Origin of the sequence: Pseudomonas iridis, from assembly GCF_017980685.1 — a bacterium.
Taxonomy (GTDB): Bacteria; Pseudomonadota; Gammaproteobacteria; order Pseudomonadales; family Pseudomonadaceae; genus Aquipseudomonas; species Aquipseudomonas iridis.
In genome coordinates this window covers 254605-271956 of the sequence record NZ_JACXXO010000008.1, presented here as the reverse complement: position 1 = coordinate 271956, position 17352 = coordinate 254605, and the positions used below count along the sequence as shown (strand labels likewise).

Genomic DNA, 17352 nt, shown 5'->3' with positions numbered 1-17352 from the left:
TGGCAAGCCAGCTGCCAAAGGGCCCGGTGATGGAATGAAAAAGGCGACCGAAAGGTCGCCTTTTTTTGTGCCTGAAACTCTTACGCTGGCATGTTGCGCGCGTAGAAGATTTCCAGCATCTCGTGTTTCACACGATCAGTCACCTGGGCACGTTGCTCAGACGACAGGTTGCTGGTGGCGTCGCCGAACAGGTAGTTGTCCAGTTCGAAGTTCTTCAGCAGCATTTTGGTGTGGAACAGGTTTTCCTGATACACGTTCACGTCGGTCATCTGGTACGCGTCGCGGGTGTCTTCGGAAAGGTAGTTCTGGATCGAGTTGATCTCGTGGTCGATGAAGTGCTTGTTGCCTTCAACGTCACGGGTGAAGCCGCGCACACGGTAATCCACGGTCACGATATCCGAATCGAACTGGTGAATGAGGAAGTTGAGCGCTTTAAGCGGTGAAATGACACCACAGGTCGACACATCAATGTCTACACGGAAAGTCGCAATACCGGCGTCCGGATGGATTTCCGGGTAGGTATGCACCGTGATGTGACTCTTGTCGAGGTGGGCCAGGATAATTTCGGGCAATGGACCTGGCGACTCTTCGATCTGGCTTTCAGTCGGGGTCACCGGCTCTTCCGAGATCAGAATCGTGACGCTGGCACCCTGAGGCTCATAGTTCTGACTCGCAATGTTCAGAATGTTGGCACCAATGATTTCTACAACTTCCGTGAGGATCTGCGTCAGACGTTCGGCGTTGTACTCTTGATTGATGTACTCGACGTACGCCTGCTGGTCTTGCGGGGTTTCCGCGTAGCAGATGTCATAGATGTTGAAGCTCAAGGTCTTTGTCAGGTTATTGAACCCGTGGAGCTTGAGTTTGCTTTTCACCGTTAAAAACTCTCTATGTATGCGGCAAAGCCGCGTGATCAAGCATGCCCGTCAAATGCGAACAACGCACCTGCGTAGGACGGTTAACACCTCTTCGCGATGGCGATTTTGGTTATCTGTTCAGGCGGATGACCCGTCGGCTGACCGATCACTGCCCTGAAAAAAGTGGCGCATTATGCAGACGTCAGCGGGGGATCGCCAGAGTCTGCACTGCTTTTATGATAGTTGAATGTCGCTTCAACCCAGTTCGACGATTTCGTAATCGTGGGTGATCGCCACACCGGCTGCGCCAAGCATGATCGAAGCCGAGCAATACTTCTCGGCAGACAGTTCGATGGCGCGTTTGACCTGGGCTTCTTTCAGGCCACGGCCCTTGACCACGAAGTGCATGTGGATCTTGGTGAACACCTTCGGGTCTTCGGTCGCACGCTCGGCTTCGAGGAATGCTTCACAGCTTTCAACGGCCTGACGGGACTTCTTCAGAATGCTGACCACGTCAAAGTTGCTGCAACCGCCGACACCCAGCAGGAGCATCTCCATCGGGCGGACACCCAGATTACGACCACCGGCGTCCGGCGGACCGTCCATGACCACGACATGACCGCTACCGGATTCGCCGAGGAACATGGCTTCGCCAGCCCATTGGATGCGTGCCTTCATCGCCCAGACTCCACTGTAAAAAAAGGGTCGCCAGCTTAGCACAGGGGATTGCCCTGACAGCGAGCGGCATTCCTAGGACGAATGCTCCAGCCGTGTAGGTAATTTCTCGAATTTGCGACGAAGTGTCTGTTAAGCTGGCGCCAATTCGCTGGCGCCTATGCCAGCCGTGTAGCGACCGCCTTCAGCGCCTCCTAAAAAAATCAAACATCACCGTGCAGTCTTTTCGGGATACAACCATGGTTGCTATTACCCCCACACCCAAAATCAAGAACCTCGACAAGCTGCTGATGCATTGTCAGCGTCGTCGTCATGCCGCCAAGAGCAACATCATCTGCGCCGGCGACCGTTCGGATACGTTGTACTTCATCATCAAGGGTTCGGTGACGATCCTGATCGAAGACGACGACGGTCGCGAGATGATCATTGCTTACCTGAACGCCGGGGACTTCTTCGGTGAACTGGGCCTGTTCGAACAGGCTGGCCAGGAACAGCAACGCAGCGCCTGGGTGCGGGCCAAGGTTGAATGCGAAATTGCGGAAATCAGTTACGTGAAATTCCGCGAGTTGTCGCAGCAAGATCCAGACATTCTTTACGTGCTCAGCGGACAAATCGCACAACGTTTGCGCAACACCACGCGCAAGGTCGGCGATCTGGCATTCTTTGACGTAACCGGTCGTGTCGCCCGCTGCCTGCTGGAACTGTGCAAACAGCCAGATGCGATGACCCATCCCGACGGCATGCAGATCAAGGTGACGCGTCAGGAAATCGGGCGAATTGTCGGCTGTTCGCGAGAGATGGTCGGTCGCGTGCTCAAGGATCTTGAGGAACGCAACCTGGTCGACGTGAAAGGCAAGACCATGGTGGTTTTCGGTACGCGGTAAGCTCGAAAATCAGGCGCTGTACATCTGCGCCAGCATCAACCGAAACAGCTCATCAAGACGCGCCAACGCCTGTGGTGCGTTGAATTTTTCATGCAGGGCAATGTGGCTTTGCGCACGTACCCGCTGCTCGAGGCCACAAGCTTCGTTGAAGCGATTGACCGCCGCCACCATCGATTCGCGCTCGTTATCCATCAACATCGCACCGTGCACCAAGCCCACAGGACGCTGCCCTCCCTGACTCTGACGCCAGCGTTGGGCCGTGCCGACCATTTTGCGGCCGTCGAGATTGACGTTGAAGCGACCGTCGCAGAACGCACCGTCAATTTCGCCCAGCGACGACGTACCGCCCAACTCATCCAGCAACTGACAAATCGGATCGCAAAGACGCCGGTAGCCCGTTTCGATGCGATTCAGGTCACCTTCGCTGCGCGGTGGTGCGTAAACCAGCGCGATGTTGATGGTCGAGGCTGATTGCGGGACAGGTTCACCGCCCGTCTCGCGAAGGAGTACTGGCCAGCCGGCTGCGGCGGAGACTTCGCAGGCGTGATCGAAACCGGGTAGACGATTGAGGCGGCGAGGCATGACCAGGGCGCGGTCATTGGGCTGCCAGAATAGAAGGCCGAACTCTGAATCGCCGGCGCAGACTGAGGCGAGCAGGTCTTGTTCGGCCTGGAGGCCCGCTTCGATGGTCAGAGGGATTGGCAGCGACATGGAGGGCTCCGGCAGATTTGAATCTTCAGGGGTTTCAAGCGCCTCTTCGCGAGCAGGCTCGCTCCCACACTGGATTGCATTTCAATGTGGGAGCGAGCCTGCTCGCGAAAGGGTCGACTCGGTCTGAAAGGTTATCAGTCGAGCGTCGAACCGCTGATTGCGACACCGCGCTCTGGGAAGAACAGACGCTGCAATTCAGTGCCCGGACTTTCCGCACGCATAAACGCCTCGCCGACCAGGAACGCATAAACGTCGCTGATTTCCATCAGCTCGACATCGGCACGATTGAGGATGCCGCTCTCGGTGATCACCAGACGATCGCGCGGAATACGCGGCAACAAATCGAGGGTGGTTTCCAGGCTGACGTCGAAGGTATGCAGGTTGCGGTTGTTGACGCCGACCAGTGGCGTGTCGAGAGTTTTCAACGCGCGCTCCAGTTCATCACCGTCGTGCACTTCCACCAGCACGTCGAGACCGACGCCTTTGGCCACCGCCGCCAGTTCGGCCATTTTCACATCGTCCAGCGCGGAGACGATCAGCAGCACACAGTCGGCACCCAGTGCACGGGCTTCGACGATCTGGTACGGATCGATCATGAAGTCCTTGCGGATCACCGGCAGCTTGCAGGCGGCGCGAGCCTGTTGCAGATAGGCGTCGGCGCCCTGGAAGTAATCGATGTCGGTCAGCACCGACAGACAGGTCGCCCCGCCCTTCTCGTAGCTTTTGGCGATGTCGGCAGGAACGAAATCTTCGCGAATCACGCCTTTGCTCGGCGAAGCCTTCTTGATTTCGGCAATCACAGCCGGTTGCTTCTGCTTCGCCTGCGCCAGCAATGCCTGGGCAAAACCGCGTGGTGCATCGGCCGCCTTGGCCAGACTTTCCAGCTCGCTCAGGCTCACGCGGGCGCTACGCTCGGCGACTTCCTGAACTTTGCGGGCCAGAATGTTTTCCAGAACCGTCGGTACACTCATCCTTCATTCTCCACTCTGAATACCGCGGTAAAGGCACCCAGCTCCTCGAGTTTCTCCCGAGCGAGGCCGGTATGCAGGGCGTCGTGCGCAAGCTCCACGCCCTGTTTCAAACTGCTGGCGACGTCGGCGGCGTAGAGCGCTGCACCGGCGTTGAGCACAATCATTTCAGCGGCTTTCTGGCCGTTTTCGGTTTTGCGCTTGCCCAGTGCATCGCGGATCAGCGCCAGCGACGCTTCCGGGCCGTCGACCGACAAGCCGTGCAGGCTCTGGCTCTTCATGCCCAGATCTTCTGGCTCGACCCAATACTCGGTGATCTCGTTGTTTTTCAGTTCGGCGACAAACGTCGGCGCAGCCAGACTGAACTCGTCCAGACCATCCTTCGAATGCACCACCAACACATGCTTGCTGCCCAGACGCTGCAAAACTTCAGCCAATGGTCGGCAGAGCGCCGGGTTGAACACACCCACCACCTGATGCTTCACGCCGGCCGGATTCGTAAGCGGGCCGAGCATGTTGAACAGCGTACGCAGGCCGAGATCGCGGCGCGGGCCGGCGGCGTACTTCATGGCTTTGTGATGGGTCTGGGCAAACATGAAACCGATGCCGACGTTGTCGATGCAACGGGCGACTTGAACCGGCGTCAGGTTGAGATAGATACCGGCCGCTTCGAGCAAATCAGCGCTGCCGCTCTTGCCCGATACCGCGCGGTTGCCGTGCTTGGCTACGGTGCAACCGGCAGCGGCAACCACAAAGGAAGAAGCGGTGGATACGTTGAAGATATTGGCGCCGTCACCACCGGTGCCAACCACGTCGACCACGCCGTCGAGGGTTTTCAGTTCGACTTGATCGGCCAGCTCACGCATCACCGACACGGCGCCGACGATTTCGTCGATGCTTTCGCTCTTCATGCGCATGGCCATCATGAACGCGCCGATCTGCGCGTCGCTGCATTGGCCAGTCATGATCTCGCGCATCACATCGCGCATTTCTTCGGTGCTGAGGTCGAGGTGCTCAACGATACGGCTCAGGGCTGTCTTGATATTCATGGGAAGTCCTTAGCGCGTGCCGCCGGTTTGTTTGAGGAAGTTGGCGAACAGTTCATGGCCCTGTTCAGTCAGGATCGACTCGGGGTGAAACTGTACGCCCTCAATGTTCAGGGTCTTGTGACGCAGGCCCATGATTTCGTCGACTGATCCGTCATCGTGTTGCGTCCACGCGGTCAGTTCCAGGCAATCGGGCAAAGTATCGTGCTTGACGATCAGGGAGTGGTAGCGGGTGACTGTCAACGGATGATTCAGACCGGCGAAAACGCCCTTGTCCTCGTGGAATACCGGACTAGTCTTACCGTGCATTACCTGACGCGCGCGCACCACGTCTCCGCCAAAGGCTTGGCCGATGGACTGGTGGCCGAGGCAGACGCCAAGAATCGGCAGTTTGCCAGCGAAGTGCTTGATAGCCTCGATGGAAATACCGGCTTCGGTCGGCGTGCAAGGGCCGGGAGACACCACGATGCGCTCGGGGTTGAGCGCTTCGATTTCGGCGATGGTCAATTCGTCGTTGCGCACGACTTTGACTTCGGCACCCAGCTCGCCGAGGTATTGCACAACGTTGTAAGTAAAGGAGTCGTAGTTGTCGATCATCAGCAACATGGCGTTTCGAACCTCTTGAATTCTGACTTGAAGACAGCCTTCAGATGACTTGCCCGCAGGGCGCTGCACGATGTCGGACGCACAGGGGCGTCGGCAAAGCGACAATTCAAACGAGCAAGGAAGGCAAAGCGATACAGATCCGGCCGAGCCGGCAGAAAAGATTCAGGCGCGCCAACGCCAACGGGCGTGTGCCTTGATGACTTGATCCAGAAGTTTGCTGGTGATCAACACGGGGAAGGTCTCGTTCATACGTTCGGGCACAGTAACTTAGCTGGGCGGAGCGTGCAATATGGCCGGGGCTTTGGTGGATAAATCCAGGGGAGGAATCGCGACCGATGGCAAAAGGCCGGAAGTTTTTGGTACTGTCGTTTTGTTCACCTACAACAATAAATAAACGGACTTGCTCATGATCAAACAGACGTTGTTTGTACCGATGGCCAGCTGCTTGCTCGCATTGGCCTGCGCCCAAGCGAATGCCGCGCCCAATCCTTATTCGAATTTCATTGTTTTCGGCGACAGCCTCAATGACGCCGGCACGTTTAGCGACAGCGGCGGCCCGGACGGCGCCACTCAGCGCTACACCAACCGTACCGGCCCGGTGTATCTGGATGGCAGCGGCGAATTGCGCTCGCTCAACGCGACGCAGATCCTCGGCGGCAAACTGGGGTTCTCGCCGGATCAGACAGCGTCCTCGTCATCGGCAGTACGCGCGAACGAAGGTCTGGCCGACGGTAACAACTGGGCGGTAGGCGGCTATCGTACCGACCAGATTCTTGATTCGATCACCACGCAATCCGCCACCGGCGAACGCACTCGCGCCGGTTACCTGCCGTCGAACGGTTTTCGCGCCGATCCGAATGCGCTGTATTACCTGTCGGGGGGCGGCAATGACTTCCTTCAGGGACGCGTGACCAGCCTGCCTCAGGCCAGCGCTGCGGCGGATCGTCTGGCGAGCAGTGCGCAAACCCTGCAACAAGCCGGCGCCCGTTACATCATGGTATGGCTGCTGCCGGACATCGGCTTCACCCCGGCCTTCAATGGCTCTCCCCTGCAAGCGTTCACGTCCCAGCTCAGCAGTCAGTTCAACACCGAACTGGTCAGCCAGTTGCAGCGCGTCAACGCTAACGTGATTCCGCTGAACATTCCGGTGCTGCTCAAAGAGTCGTTTGCCAACCCGGGCCAGTTCGGCCTGGCCACCGACCAGAACCTCAGCGCCACCTGCTTCAGCGGCAACGGCTGCACCGAGAATGCCCGGTACGGGATCAACAGTGCGACGCCAGACCCGACCAAGCTGATCTACAACGATGCAGTTCACCCCACCGAAGCTGGCCAGCGCCTGATCGCCGATTACGCTTACTCGTTGCTGGCTGCACCGTGGGAAGCGACCCTGTTGCCAGAGATGGCGCAAGGCACCCTGCGCTCGCATCAGGATGAACTGCGCAACCAGTGGCTGGCCGACTGGGAAAACTGGCAAGGCGTTGGCCAATGGCGCGCGATTGTCGCTGGCGGCGGCCAACATCAGGACTTCGACAGCCAGGACAGCGGCGCCAGCGCCGACGGCAATGGCTACAACTTGAACATCGGTGGCAGCTATCGCCTCAACGACGCCTGGCGCGTTGGCCTGGCGGCCGGGTTCTACAACCAGAAACTCGAGGCTGGCGAGCACGATTCCGACTACAAGCTGAACACCTACATGGGCACCGCTTTCGCCCAGTACCAGCAGAATCGCTGGTGGGGTGACGCGGCGGTGACCGCCGGCCATCTGGATTACGACAGCCTCAAGCGCAAATTCCAGTTGGGGACGAACGAGCGCGGCGAGAAAGGCGACACCGACGGTTATGTTTTGGCCTTCAGCGGACGCGTAGGTTACGACATCGCGCCAGAGGCGAGCAGCCCATGGCACCTGTCACCCTTCGTGAGTGCTGATTTCGCCAAGGTCGAGGTCGATGGCTATTCGGAGGACGGCGCTGACTCCACTGCGCTGACATTCGATGACCAGTCGCGCATCTCCCGGCGTCTCGGTCTGGGGATTCAGGGCAAATACCAGATCACTTCGCAAACTCAGGTGTTCGGCGAATTGGCTCACGAGCGTGAGTACAACGATGACGCTCAGGATGTGACGATGAATCTCAACAGCCTTCCGGGCAACCAGTACACCCTGGAAGGCTACACTCCGCAGACCAACCTCAATCGCCTGAACCTGGGCGTGAGCCACAACCTCACCAAAGACCTGGCGCTACGTGCCAGCTACAACGTCCGCAAGGATGATGACTTTACCCAGCAAGGGATCAACGTCGGGGTGAGTCTGGACTTCTAAATCGCAGGCACAAAAAAGCGGCGCCCTCACAGGCGCCGCTTTTCTTTATGGCCGAACACAAAACCCATGTGGGAGCGAGCCTGCTCGCGAAGCGGTGTATCAGCCAACATCTATAGCGCCTGACACGCCCTCTTCGCGAGCAGGCTCGCTCCCACAGGGAATTGCGTGAATCAGACGTCCGGGGTTTGTTCAGCCAGGGCCACCGCGCGGAACATCGCGCGACGCTTGTTCAGGGTTTCTTCCCATTCCAGCGCCGGCACCGAATCGGCGACGATGCCGCCACCGGCCTGCACGTGCAGCTCGCCGTTCTTGATCACGGCGGTGCGAATCGCAATCGCGGTGTCCATGTTGCCGTTCCACGCGAAGTAACCGACCGCGCCGCCATACACGCCACGCTTGACCGGCTCCAGCTCGTCGATGATTTCCATCGCACGAATCTTCGGCGCACCGGACAAGGTGCCTGCGGGCAGAATCGCTCGTAGCGCGTCCATCGCCGTCAGGCCTTCCTTCAACTGACCGGTAACGTTGGACACGATGTGCATCACGTTGGAATAACGCTCGATGACCATTTTTTCGGTGAGTTTCACCGAGCCTATTTCCGAGACGCGCCCCGTATCGTTACGACCCAGATCGATCAGCATCAAGTGCTCGGCGATCTCCTTGTCATCCGACAGCAAGTCTACTTCCAGCGCCAGATCCGCTTCTTCAGTAGCCCCGCGTGGGCGAGTACCGGCAATCGGGCGCACGGTAATCAGGTTGTCTTCGACCCGCACCAACACTTCCGGCGAACTGCCGACGACATGGAAGTCGCCGAAATTGAAGAAGTACATGTACGGCGTCGGGTTGAAGCAACGCAGGGCGCGGTACAGGTCAATCGGTGCAGCCTTGAAGTCGATGGACATACGCTGCGACGGCACGACCTGCATGCAGTCACCGGCAAGGATGTATTCCTTGATGGTGTCGACGGCTTTTTCGTAATCGTTCTGGGTGAAACTGGAGCGGAACACCGGGTCGGCCGACTGCTGCTTGCTGAAGTCCAGACCACGACGTGGCGTGATCGGCTGGCGCAGTTGCTCAAGCAATTGCTGCAACCGCGCCTGACCTTGCTCGTAGGCATCGGCCTGCGCCGGGTCAGCCAGCACGATCGCGTGCATTTTGCCGGCAAGGTTGTCGAACACGACGACCGCATCGGAGACCATCAGCAGGATGTCCGGCACGCCCAGTGGATCCGGGTTCGGGCATTTACCCAGACGTTTTTCGACATAGCGCACGCAGTCGTAACCGAAATAACCCACCAGACCACCGTTGAAACGCGGCAGACCGGCGATGGTCGGCACGTTGTAACGGGCCTTGAAGGTTTCGACGAAGGCCAGTGGGTCTTCAACGTCGTGGCTTTCAGTCTCGACGCCATCGACGGTGATGCTTACGTGATGGTCGTGCACCCGCAGCACAGTGCGACACGGCAGGCCGATGATCGAGTAACGGCCCCATTTCTCGCCGCCCTGCACCGATTCGAGCAGGTAGGAGTTGGGCTGGTCGGCCAGTTTCAGGTAGATCGACAGCGGTGTGTCGAAGTCGGCCAGGGTTTCGCAGGCCAACGGGATGCGGTTGTAGCCGTCAGCGGCCAAGCGCAGGAATTCTTCGCGGATCATAGGGTGCCTCGTGGTGTGAGGTGTCATCAGTCAGGTGTGCAAACGCGCCGGCAGGCCGGCCAGGAACAAGTCAGGCGCGCCAACGCCAGCGGGCCAGGGCCTTGATGACTTTCATCCAGAGTTTGCGGGTGACCACCACGATGGCGTTTCCAGAAGGGGGTTGAACAGCGTCGGGCAACGTTATCCCACCGGCCAGATCCAGGCAACCGGGAATTAGCTTGCGCAGATCGTCGATCACCAGCGCCGGGGATTCCTCGGCAATCGGTCGGCCATGGTTGTAACCGTAGCTGAGCGCCACACACTTGACCCCCGCCGCCTTCGCCGCCAGCACATCACTGCGCGAGTCGCCGACGAACAGCGATTGCGAGGCCGGGATATTGGCCATTTTCATCACGAAGAAAAGCGCCGCCGGATCAGGTTTCTGCTGCGGCAGGGTATCGCCGCCGATGATCCACTTGAAGTAGCGGCCGATCTTCATCTGATCCAGCAACGGCGCGACGAAACGCTCCGGTTTGTTGGTGATCAACGCCATGGCCACGCCCTGCTTTTGCAGCCATTTGAGGGTGTCGCGCACACCGGGATAAACCACGGTCAGTTCATGGCTGGCGCCGTAGGCTTGCATGAACACTTCCAGCGCGTGTTCGGCCTCGACGTCATCCACCGCCGAATGGTCGATGCCACCGGCCAGCGCCCGACGCACCAATACCGGTGCGCCGTTGCCAACCCACTCGCGCACCGAATCGATGCCCGCTGGCTGGCGGCCAAGGCTGAGCAGCATCGTGTCCACCGCTGCCGCCAGGTCGGGAACCGAGTCGATCAACGTGCCATCCAGATCGAACATCACCAACCGTGGCAGTTTGCCCGGGAACAGCTGCTCAAAACCGCTCATGGGCGAGTCAGCGCCAGTTCGGAGCGCATCTTGTCGATGACTTCCTGATAGTTCGGCGCGTTGAAGATCGCCGAGCCGGCGACAAAGGTGTCGGCGCCAGCAGCAGCGATTTCACGGATGTTGTTGACGTTGACGCCACCATCGATTTCCAGACGGATGTCACGGCCCGACGCATCAATGATCGCCCGTGCTTCGCGCAGTTTGTCGAGGGTGCCGGGAATGAACTTCTGCCCGCCGAAACCCGGGTTGACGCTCATCAGCAAGACCATGTCGACTTTGTCGATCACGTACTTGAGCACGTCCAGCGGGGTCGCCGGGTTGAACACCAGACCGGATTTGCAGCCGCCTTCACGGATCAGCTGCAGCGAGCGATCGACGTGCAGCGTGGCTTCCGGGTGGAAGGTGATGTAAGTCGCGCCGGCCTCGATGAAGTCGCCAACGATGCGATCCACCGGGCTGACCATCAGGTGCGCGTCGATTGGCGCGGTAACGCCGTACTTGCGCAGTGCCGCGCACACCATCGGGCCGATAGTCAGGTTGGGCACGTAGTGGTTGTCCATGACATCGAAGTGGACGAAGTCGGCACCAGCGGCCAGAACATTGTCTACTTCTTCGCCGAGGCGGGCGAAGTCGGCTGAGAGAATCGACGGAGCAATTACGAAGGGCTGCATGACGCACCTTTTCTGAGCTAAATCACGATGGCGCGCATTGTATACCTCAAGTTTCCGCGCGCGCACCGTGACTGCGATGATTGGGTTGTGCCATGACCGGTAGTCGCCGACGGATCAGTACGCCGCGCGGTAGATCTTCTCGATATCCACGGCGCTGAGCTTGCGCGGGTTGTTGCGCATCAGGCGCTCGATGCCTGCGGCTTCCACGGCCATGGCCGGGATCGCGTCTTCCGGCACACCGAAACTGCGCAGCCCCGCGGGAATTTCCACTGCCGCGCACAAATCGGTCATCGCCTGCACGGCTTTGTCCGCTGCTTCAGTGGCGCTCAGATGCGCCGTTTTCACCCCCATGGCTTCGGCAATATCCTGCATCCGCTCGACGCAGGCCATCTTGTTCCAGGTCATGACATACGGCAGCAACAAGGCGTTACTGACGCCGTGGGCAATGTTGAATCGCCCGCCCAGCGGATACGCCAACGCATGCACCGCACCGACCCCGGCATTGCCGAATGCCATGCCGGCCATCAGGCTAGCGGTGGCCATGTCTTCGCGCGCTTGCAGATTGGCGCCGTTGGCGTAGGCCTTGGGCAAGGCATTGGCGATCAGTTTGATTGCGCCAATGGCGAGGGAGTCGGTAATCGGTGAGGCATTCACCGACAGATAGGATTCGATGGCGTGCACCAGCGCATCGACGCCACTGGCAGCGGTAACGCTGCGGGGGCAAGTCAGGGTCATTTGCGGACTGACCAGCGCGACATCCGGTAACAGATAGTCGCTGACGATGCCCTTCTTCAGTTGCGCGACCTTGTCCGAAAGAATGGCGACGTTGGTCACTTCCGAGCCCGTGCCTGCGGTGGTAGGGATGGCGATCAGCGGCGGACCTTTACGCGGCACCTGGTCGACGCCGAACAGATCCTCCAGCGCGCCGTGGTAACCGGCATACGCCGCCACACTTTTGGCGATGTCGATGGCACTGCCGCCGCCGAGGCCAATCAAGCCGTCATGCCCGCCTTCGCGGTACACGCGCATGCAATCTTCGACGATGGCGATTTCCGGGTCCGGCAGTACACGGTCGAAAATCTCGTACTCGCGCCCGCCCAATTGGCACAGCGCCAGCTCGACAGTGCCGGACTTGACCAGCGCGGCGTCGGTAACGATCAGCGGATTATCGATATCGAGGCGAGTGAGTTCGGCCGCCAGTTGCTCGATGGCTCCGGCGCCGGTGATCAGTTTGTGAGCGATTTTGAACTGGGAAAGACTCATCGTGCGCAGCCTCTTATAGATGTGGGAGCTGGGCACAAGATTAGCTGGGGATTTGGGGTTGTCTGCTATTCAGGGTGTGAATGACCCAAACATCTGAACACAACACAAATCAAAATGTGGGAGCGAGCCTGCTCGCGAATACGGTGTCTGGTTCAACTGATATGCCAGCTGACACACCGCTTTCGCGAGCAGGCTCGCTCCCACAGGGGGAATAGCGCGGATCCTTAAACCTGTGCGGTACGCAATTTCTCACTCCGCCCACGCAACCATTCCAGGGTCAGCAGCAGGATGACCGAGAACGCGATGAGCAACGTCGCCGCAGCCGCAATCGTCGGGCTCAAGTTCTCACGAATCCCGCTGAACATCTGCCGAGGCAACGTCGCCTGCTCAGGCCCCGCAAGAAACAGCGTCACCACCACCTCATCAAACGACGTCGCAAAAGCAAACAGCGCGCCGGAAATCACCCCCGGTGCAATCAGCGGCAGGGTCACGCGACGAAATGCCGTCAACGGCGAAGCGCCAAGGCTCGCGGCGGCACGCACCAGGTTATGGTTAAACCCCTGCAACGTCGCCGAAACAGTGATGATCACAAATGGCACACCCAGCACCGCATGCACCACGATCAGAGAAAAGAAGCTGTTGCCCAGGCCCAGCGGCGCGAAGAACAGATAACTCGCCACGCCGATGATTACCACCGGCACGACCATCGGCGAAATCACCAACGCCATTACCAGCGCCTTGCCGGGGAAGTCGCCACGGGTCAGGCCGATGGCCGCCAGCGTACCGAAGATCATCGCCAGTACGGTCGCGGCCGGGGCGACGATGATGCTGTTCTTCAGGGCGCGCATCCACTCGGCCGAAGCGAAAAAGTCGTGATACCACTGCAGCGAGAAACCCTGCAGCGGGTACACCAGAAAGCTGCCGGAGTTGAACGAGAGCGGAATGATCACCAGCACCGGCAAAATCAGGAACAGCAGAATCAAGCCGCAGAGAATCCGCAAGCTGTAGAACCACACCCGTTCGATGGGCGACATGTAAGGACTCAGCATTTCAAACTCCCCTTAGCTCAGGCGCAGGCGACTGGCGCCCACCAGCCAGCTGTAGATCAGATAAAGCACCACGGTCGCCAGCAGCAACAAGCCGCCCAGCGCAGTGGCCATGCCCCAGTTGATGCTGGTGTTGGTGTAGAAGGCGACGAAGTAGCTGACCATTTGATCGTTCGGGCTGCCGAGCAGCGCCGGGGTGATGTAGTAGCCGATGGCGAGGATGAACACCAACAGGCAGCCGGCGCCAACGCCTGCATAGGTCTGCGGGAAGTACACCCGCCAGAAACTCGCGAACGGGTGGCAGCCAAGGGAAATCGCGGCGCGCATGTAGGTTGGCGAGATGCCTTTCATCACGCTGTAGATCGGCAGGATCATGAACGGCAGCAGGATGTGCACCATCGAGATGTACACGCCGGTGCGGTTGAACACCAGTTCCAGCGGCTTATCGATGATGCCCATCGCCATCAGCGCGCCGTTGATCAGACCACCCGATTGCAGCAACACAATCCACGCCGCCACTCGCACCAGAATCGAAGTCCAGAATGGCAGCAACACCAGAATCATCAGCAGGTTGCTCTGACGCGACGGCAGGTTCGCCAGCAAGTACGCCAACGGATACGCCAGCACCAGGCAAATCACAGTGATGACCAGGCCCATCCAGAAGGTACGGGCGAAGATGTCGAGGTAGATCGCCTGGTCCGGGGTGGCCGGGGCGATTTCGCCGAGGTCGTCGATACGGTGATCGACCGACGCCAGCAGGTAATACGCGGTGATGTTACTGGTGTTGCGCTTGACCGCTTGCCAGTAGGCCGGATCGCCCCAGCGTTCATCGAGGGCTTCGAGCGCTTCTTTATAAGAGGCCGGTTCGCTGGCGAATGGCAACGCCCGCGCAGTTTTGGTCAGCAGGCTGCGATAGCCGGCCAACTCCATGTTCAAGCGCTTGGACAAATCGCCCAAGGTCTGGTTTTTTCGCGCCTCGGCGAGGTCTTCACTCGCCGCTTTATAGACGGGTTCAGCGGGTAGGCCACGGCCGTCCCAACTGGCGATGGCCGCCACGGTACGCGGCAGGCCGCCGACCACTTCCGGGTTACCGACGCTTTTGTAGAGCAGCGCCACGATCGGCACCAGAAACACCAGCAGCAGGAAAATCACCAGCGGCGCAATCAGCGCCTGCGCTTTCCAGCGGTTGACCCGCTCGGCGCGCTTGAGCTTCTGCTTCAAGGTGGGGCTGGCGCCCTCGTTCAGGGGAACGGCGATGGCCATGACGTACTCCGCAAAACTTTGATCGTTACAGAGGTGGCGAACCACCGCTGTTGTGTTGAAACACAGCTACCTGTGGGAGCGAGTCTGCTCGCGAAGAGGCCAGCACATTCCACATCTATGCTGGCTGATCTACTGCTTTCGCGAGCAGGCTCGCTCCCACAGGGGTGGGCAAGCCCACCCTCACCAGGTTCTGCTTATTTCGCAGCCCAGGAGTTGAAACGCTGCTCAAGCTGCTCGCCGTTGTCAGCCCAGAAGCTGACGTCGATCTGCACCTGGTTGGCGATGTTTTCCGGCGTGGTCGGCATGTCTTTCAGGACGTCCTTGGCCAGCAGCGGCACGGCTTGAGTGTTGGCCGGGCCGTAGGCGATGTTTTCCGAGTAGGTCTTCTGCTGCTGCGGCTGTACCGAGAAGGCGATGAATTTCTTCGCCGCTTCCGCACGCTTGGCGTCCAGACCTTTAGGGATGGCCCATGCGTCGAAGTCGTAGATGCCGCCGTTCCACACCACTTTCAGGTTGGATTCTTTCTGCACGGCAGCAATCCGACCGTTGTAGGCCGAGCTCATGACCACGTCACCGGAAGCGAGATACTGCGGGGGCTGCGCGCCTGCCTCCCACCACTGAATGCTTGGCTTCAGCTCATCGAGTTTCTTGAACGCGCGATCCTGACCGCCCTTGCTGGCCAGTTCCTTGTAGACGTCTTTCGGCGCCACGCCGTCGGCCATCAAGGCGAACTCGAGCGTGTACTTGGCACCCTTGCGCAGGCCACGCTTGCCCGGGAATTTCTTGGTGTCCCAGAAATCGACCCAACTGGTTGGCGCGGTTTTCAGCTTGTCGGCGTTGTACGCGAGCACGGTGGACCATACGAAGAAACCCACGCCGCACGGCTGAATCGCGCCTTTGACGTAGTCTTCGGTCTTGCCGAACAGCGCAGGGTCCAGTGGCTCGAACATGTCTTCGTCGCAGCCACGGGACAGTTCTGGCGACTCAACTTCCACCAGATCCCACGACACGCTCTTGGTGTCGACCATGGCTTTGACCTTGGCCATTTCACCGTTGTACTCGCCAGCAACGATCTTGCCGTTGCCCGCCGCTTCCCACGGTGCATAGAAGGCTTTGACTTGCGCAGCCTTGTTCGCCCCGCCAAACGACACCACGGTCAAATCCGGGCCGGCAGCCATTGCGCTTGCCGCACCCATCAGGCCCAGGGTAAGGGCGGTGAACTTCAGGGATCTCAACATTTATTGTTCTCTCCACGTGCAGGGTTGGTGTTGGTGTTGCCGGGGCGATCAGTTCGCCTCTAAAAGAGGATCAAGCGCGCGAACGTGCTCGACCTGCCAGCCAAGCGGAACCACGTCGCCGACGCTGAGCCCTGGATCGAGCTCGGCAATCGGTTGTTTCACGAAGAAGTCGGTCTTGCCGCAGACTTCCAGGCGCACCCGGACGTGGTCGCCCAGATAGATGAATTCCGCCACCCTCCCTGAGAAGCGGTTAACGCATTGATCACTCGAACCGTTGAGGCTGACGCGTTCCGGACGAATCGACAGGGTCACCGGCTCGCCGGTCTGGCCGACGTTGACCGCCAGCGCCTCGACCTTCTCGCCACGGCTCAACTCGACCACGCAGCGCTCGCCGTTCTGGCTGAGCAACCGGCCGTTGAGGCGGTTGTTTTCACCGATGAAGTTGGCGACGAAGGTGTTTTTCGGTTCTTCGTAGAGGCTGCGCGGCGGCGCAATCTGCTGGATTTCGCCCTGATGGAACACGGCCACGCGGTCGGACATGGTCAGTGCTTCGCCCTGATCGTGGGTCACGTAGACCACGGTCACGCCGAGGCGCTGGTGCAGGTGTTTGATTTCCATCTGCATGTGTTCACGCAGTTGTTTGTCGAGGGCGCCGAGGGGTTCGTCCATCAGCACCAGTTGCGGTTCGAACACCAACGCGCGGGCCAGCGCCACACGTTGCTGCTGGCCGCCGGACAACTGCGCCGGATAACGCTGGGCGAAGGCATCGAGCTGGACCATGCTCAGGACTTTTTTCACCTTGTCGCTGACGTCGCTCTTGTTCAGCCCGCGCACGCTCAACGGGAACGCGAGGTTTTCGGCCACGGTCATGTGCGGGAACAAGGCGTAGTTCTGAAACACCATGCCGATGTCGCGCTTGTGCGGCGGCACGTTGTTGATCGAGCGACCGGCCAGCAGAATTTCACCGGCGGTCGGGGTTTCGAAACCGGCGAGCATCATCAGGCTGGTGGTCTTGCCGGAACCGGACGGCCCGAGCAGGGTGAGGAATTCGCCTTTGCGAATGTCCAGGTTGAGGTCTTTGACGATCAGGTTCTCGCCGTCGTAGCTCTTCTGCACTCCACGAAAGCTGACCAGCACATCACTGGCTCCTGCGCTTGTATCGACCTGGCTCATACCCACACCTTTGTTGTTGATGACTGCTTGTGTATCCAGCCTAGTGGCTGGCGGCAGCCACGCAAATCGGGGCGCAGGAGAGAATCGCCTCAG

16 protein-coding genes are annotated in these 17352 nt (G+C 59.4%); 2 read left to right on the top strand and 14 right to left on the bottom strand.

Features of this window, described 5'->3' with window-relative positions; all coding sequences use genetic code 11:
* Positions 1–80: 80 nt before the first annotated feature.
* A complete protein-coding gene (gene speD / locus IEQ42_RS15880) occupies positions 81–875 on the bottom strand; it encodes an adenosylmethionine decarboxylase (protein WP_150593738.1) in 795 nt (264 codons plus the stop codon).
* A 237-nt stretch (positions 876–1112) separates the two neighbouring features.
* Complete coding sequence (locus IEQ42_RS15875; RefSeq protein ID WP_003228794.1) at positions 1113–1535, bottom strand: OsmC family protein; 423 nt, start codon at positions 1533–1535, stop codon at positions 1113–1115.
* A 236-nt stretch (positions 1536–1771) separates the two neighbouring features.
* Here IEQ42_RS15875 and crp point away from each other — a divergent pair, with 236 nt between their 5' ends.
* Positions 1772–2416 (top strand): cAMP-activated global transcriptional regulator CRP, encoded by a 645-nt coding sequence (gene crp / locus IEQ42_RS15870; RefSeq protein ID WP_007966430.1) that lies wholly within the window; start codon positions 1772–1774, stop codon positions 2414–2416.
* Positions 2417–2425: 9 nt separating this feature from the next.
* Here crp and IEQ42_RS15865 read toward each other — a convergent pair whose 3' ends face one another.
* The 4 genes from IEQ42_RS15865 to IEQ42_RS15850 all read right to left on the bottom strand — a co-directional run bounded on the left by IEQ42_RS15865 (position 2426) and on the right by IEQ42_RS15850 (position 5747).
* Complete coding sequence (locus tag IEQ42_RS15865) at positions 2426–3127, bottom strand: lipoate--protein ligase family protein (RefSeq protein WP_210704130.1); 702 nt, start codon at positions 3125–3127, stop codon at positions 2426–2428.
* A 134-nt stretch (positions 3128–3261) separates the two neighbouring features.
* Positions 3262–4098 carry an indole-3-glycerol phosphate synthase TrpC gene (trpC, locus tag IEQ42_RS15860; protein WP_210704129.1) on the bottom strand — a complete coding sequence of 279 codons (837 nt, stop codon included), beginning with the start codon at positions 4096–4098 and terminating at the stop codon, positions 3262–3264.
* Positions 4095–5144, bottom strand: coding sequence for an anthranilate phosphoribosyltransferase (gene trpD, locus IEQ42_RS15855; protein WP_200616513.1), 1050 nt, complete (start codon positions 5142–5144; stop codon positions 4095–4097). The genes trpC and trpD overlap by 4 nt, the downstream gene beginning before the upstream one ends.
* Positions 5145–5153: 9 nt before the next feature.
* On the bottom strand, positions 5154–5747 hold the full coding sequence (locus tag IEQ42_RS15850; protein WP_025113531.1) for an aminodeoxychorismate/anthranilate synthase component II: 594 nt from the start codon (positions 5745–5747) through the stop codon (positions 5154–5156).
* Between the two features lie 406 nt (positions 5748–6153).
* On the opposite strand from IEQ42_RS15850, the gene estP reads away from it, so the two are divergent.
* Positions 6154–8064: an esterase EstP gene (estP, locus tag IEQ42_RS15845; RefSeq protein WP_210704128.1), complete on the top strand. Its 1911-nt coding sequence runs from the start codon at positions 6154–6156 to the stop codon at positions 8062–8064.
* A 170-nt stretch (positions 8065–8234) separates the two neighbouring features.
* Here estP and trpE read toward each other — a convergent pair whose 3' ends face one another.
* From trpE to IEQ42_RS15805, 8 genes are all read right to left on the bottom strand, one after another.
* Positions 8235–9716, bottom strand: coding sequence for an anthranilate synthase component I (gene trpE, locus IEQ42_RS15840; protein WP_042561369.1), 1482 nt, complete (start codon positions 9714–9716; stop codon positions 8235–8237).
* A gap of 70 nt (positions 9717–9786) precedes the next feature.
* The gene (locus IEQ42_RS15835) at positions 9787–10605 is read right to left on the bottom strand and encodes a phosphoglycolate phosphatase (protein ID WP_042561370.1); all 819 of its coding nucleotides are present in this window, start codon (positions 10603–10605) and stop codon (positions 9787–9789) included.
* On the bottom strand, positions 10602–11276 hold the full coding sequence (gene rpe / locus IEQ42_RS15830) for a ribulose-phosphate 3-epimerase (RefSeq protein ID WP_042561371.1): 675 nt from the start codon (positions 11274–11276) through the stop codon (positions 10602–10604). The genes IEQ42_RS15835 and rpe overlap by 4 nt, the downstream gene beginning before the upstream one ends.
* Before the next feature lie 114 nt (positions 11277–11390).
* Complete coding sequence (locus IEQ42_RS15825; RefSeq protein WP_042561372.1) at positions 11391–12539, bottom strand: iron-containing alcohol dehydrogenase; 1149 nt, start codon at positions 12537–12539, stop codon at positions 11391–11393.
* A gap of 224 nt (positions 12540–12763) precedes the next feature.
* Positions 12764–13588 carry an ABC transporter permease gene (locus IEQ42_RS15820; RefSeq protein WP_008084123.1) on the bottom strand — a complete coding sequence of 275 codons (825 nt, stop codon included), beginning with the start codon at positions 13586–13588 and terminating at the stop codon, positions 12764–12766.
* A 12-nt stretch (positions 13589–13600) separates the two neighbouring features.
* Positions 13601–14848, bottom strand: a complete 1248-nt coding sequence (locus IEQ42_RS15815; RefSeq protein ID WP_210704127.1) for an ABC transporter permease — start codon at positions 14846–14848, stop codon at positions 13601–13603.
* A gap of 194 nt (positions 14849–15042) precedes the next feature.
* A complete protein-coding gene (locus IEQ42_RS15810) occupies positions 15043–16086 on the bottom strand; it encodes an ABC transporter substrate-binding protein (RefSeq protein WP_042561375.1) in 1044 nt (347 codons plus the stop codon).
* Positions 16087–16134: 48 nt separating this feature from the next.
* Entirely contained in the window at positions 16135–17259 is a 1125-nt protein-coding gene (locus IEQ42_RS15805) for an ABC transporter ATP-binding protein (protein WP_210704126.1), read from the bottom strand.
* Positions 17260–17352 lie beyond the last annotated feature (93 nt).

Coding starts and splice junctions, on each gene's coding strand:
- IEQ42_RS15875 (WP_003228794.1), bottom strand. CDS start 1,535: ATGAAGGCACGCATCCAATGGGCTGGCGAAGCCATGTTCCTCGGCGAA.
- crp (WP_007966430.1), top strand. CDS start 1,772: ATGGTTGCTATTACCCCCACACCCAAAATCAAGAACCTCGACAAGCTG.
- IEQ42_RS15865 (WP_210704130.1), bottom strand. CDS start 3,127: ATGTCGCTGCCAATCCCTCTGACCATCGAAGCGGGCCTCCAGGCCGAA.
- trpC (WP_210704129.1), bottom strand. CDS start 4,098: ATGAGTGTACCGACGGTTCTGGAAAACATTCTGGCCCGCAAAGTTCAG.
- trpD (WP_200616513.1), bottom strand. CDS start 5,144: ATGAATATCAAGACAGCCCTGAGCCGTATCGTTGAGCACCTCGACCTC.
- IEQ42_RS15850 (WP_025113531.1), bottom strand. CDS start 5,747: ATGTTGCTGATGATCGACAACTACGACTCCTTTACTTACAACGTTGTG.
- estP (WP_210704128.1), top strand. CDS start 6,154: ATGATCAAACAGACGTTGTTTGTACCGATGGCCAGCTGCTTGCTCGCA.
- trpE (WP_042561369.1), bottom strand. CDS start 9,716: ATGATCCGCGAAGAATTCCTGCGCTTGGCCGCTGACGGCTACAACCGC.
- IEQ42_RS15835 (WP_042561370.1), bottom strand. CDS start 10,605: ATGAGCGGTTTTGAGCAGCTGTTCCCGGGCAAACTGCCACGGTTGGTG.
- rpe (WP_042561371.1), bottom strand. CDS start 11,276: ATGCAGCCCTTCGTAATTGCTCCGTCGATTCTCTCAGCCGACTTCGCC.
- IEQ42_RS15825 (WP_042561372.1), bottom strand. CDS start 12,539: ATGAGTCTTTCCCAGTTCAAAATCGCTCACAAACTGATCACCGGCGCC.
- IEQ42_RS15820 (WP_008084123.1), bottom strand. CDS start 13,588: ATGCTGAGTCCTTACATGTCGCCCATCGAACGGGTGTGGTTCTACAGC.
- IEQ42_RS15815 (WP_210704127.1), bottom strand. CDS start 14,848: ATGGCCATCGCCGTTCCCCTGAACGAGGGCGCCAGCCCCACCTTGAAG.
- IEQ42_RS15810 (WP_042561375.1), bottom strand. CDS start 16,086: ATGTTGAGATCCCTGAAGTTCACCGCCCTTACCCTGGGCCTGATGGGT.
- IEQ42_RS15805 (WP_210704126.1), bottom strand. CDS start 17,259: ATGAGCCAGGTCGATACAAGCGCAGGAGCCAGTGATGTGCTGGTCAGC.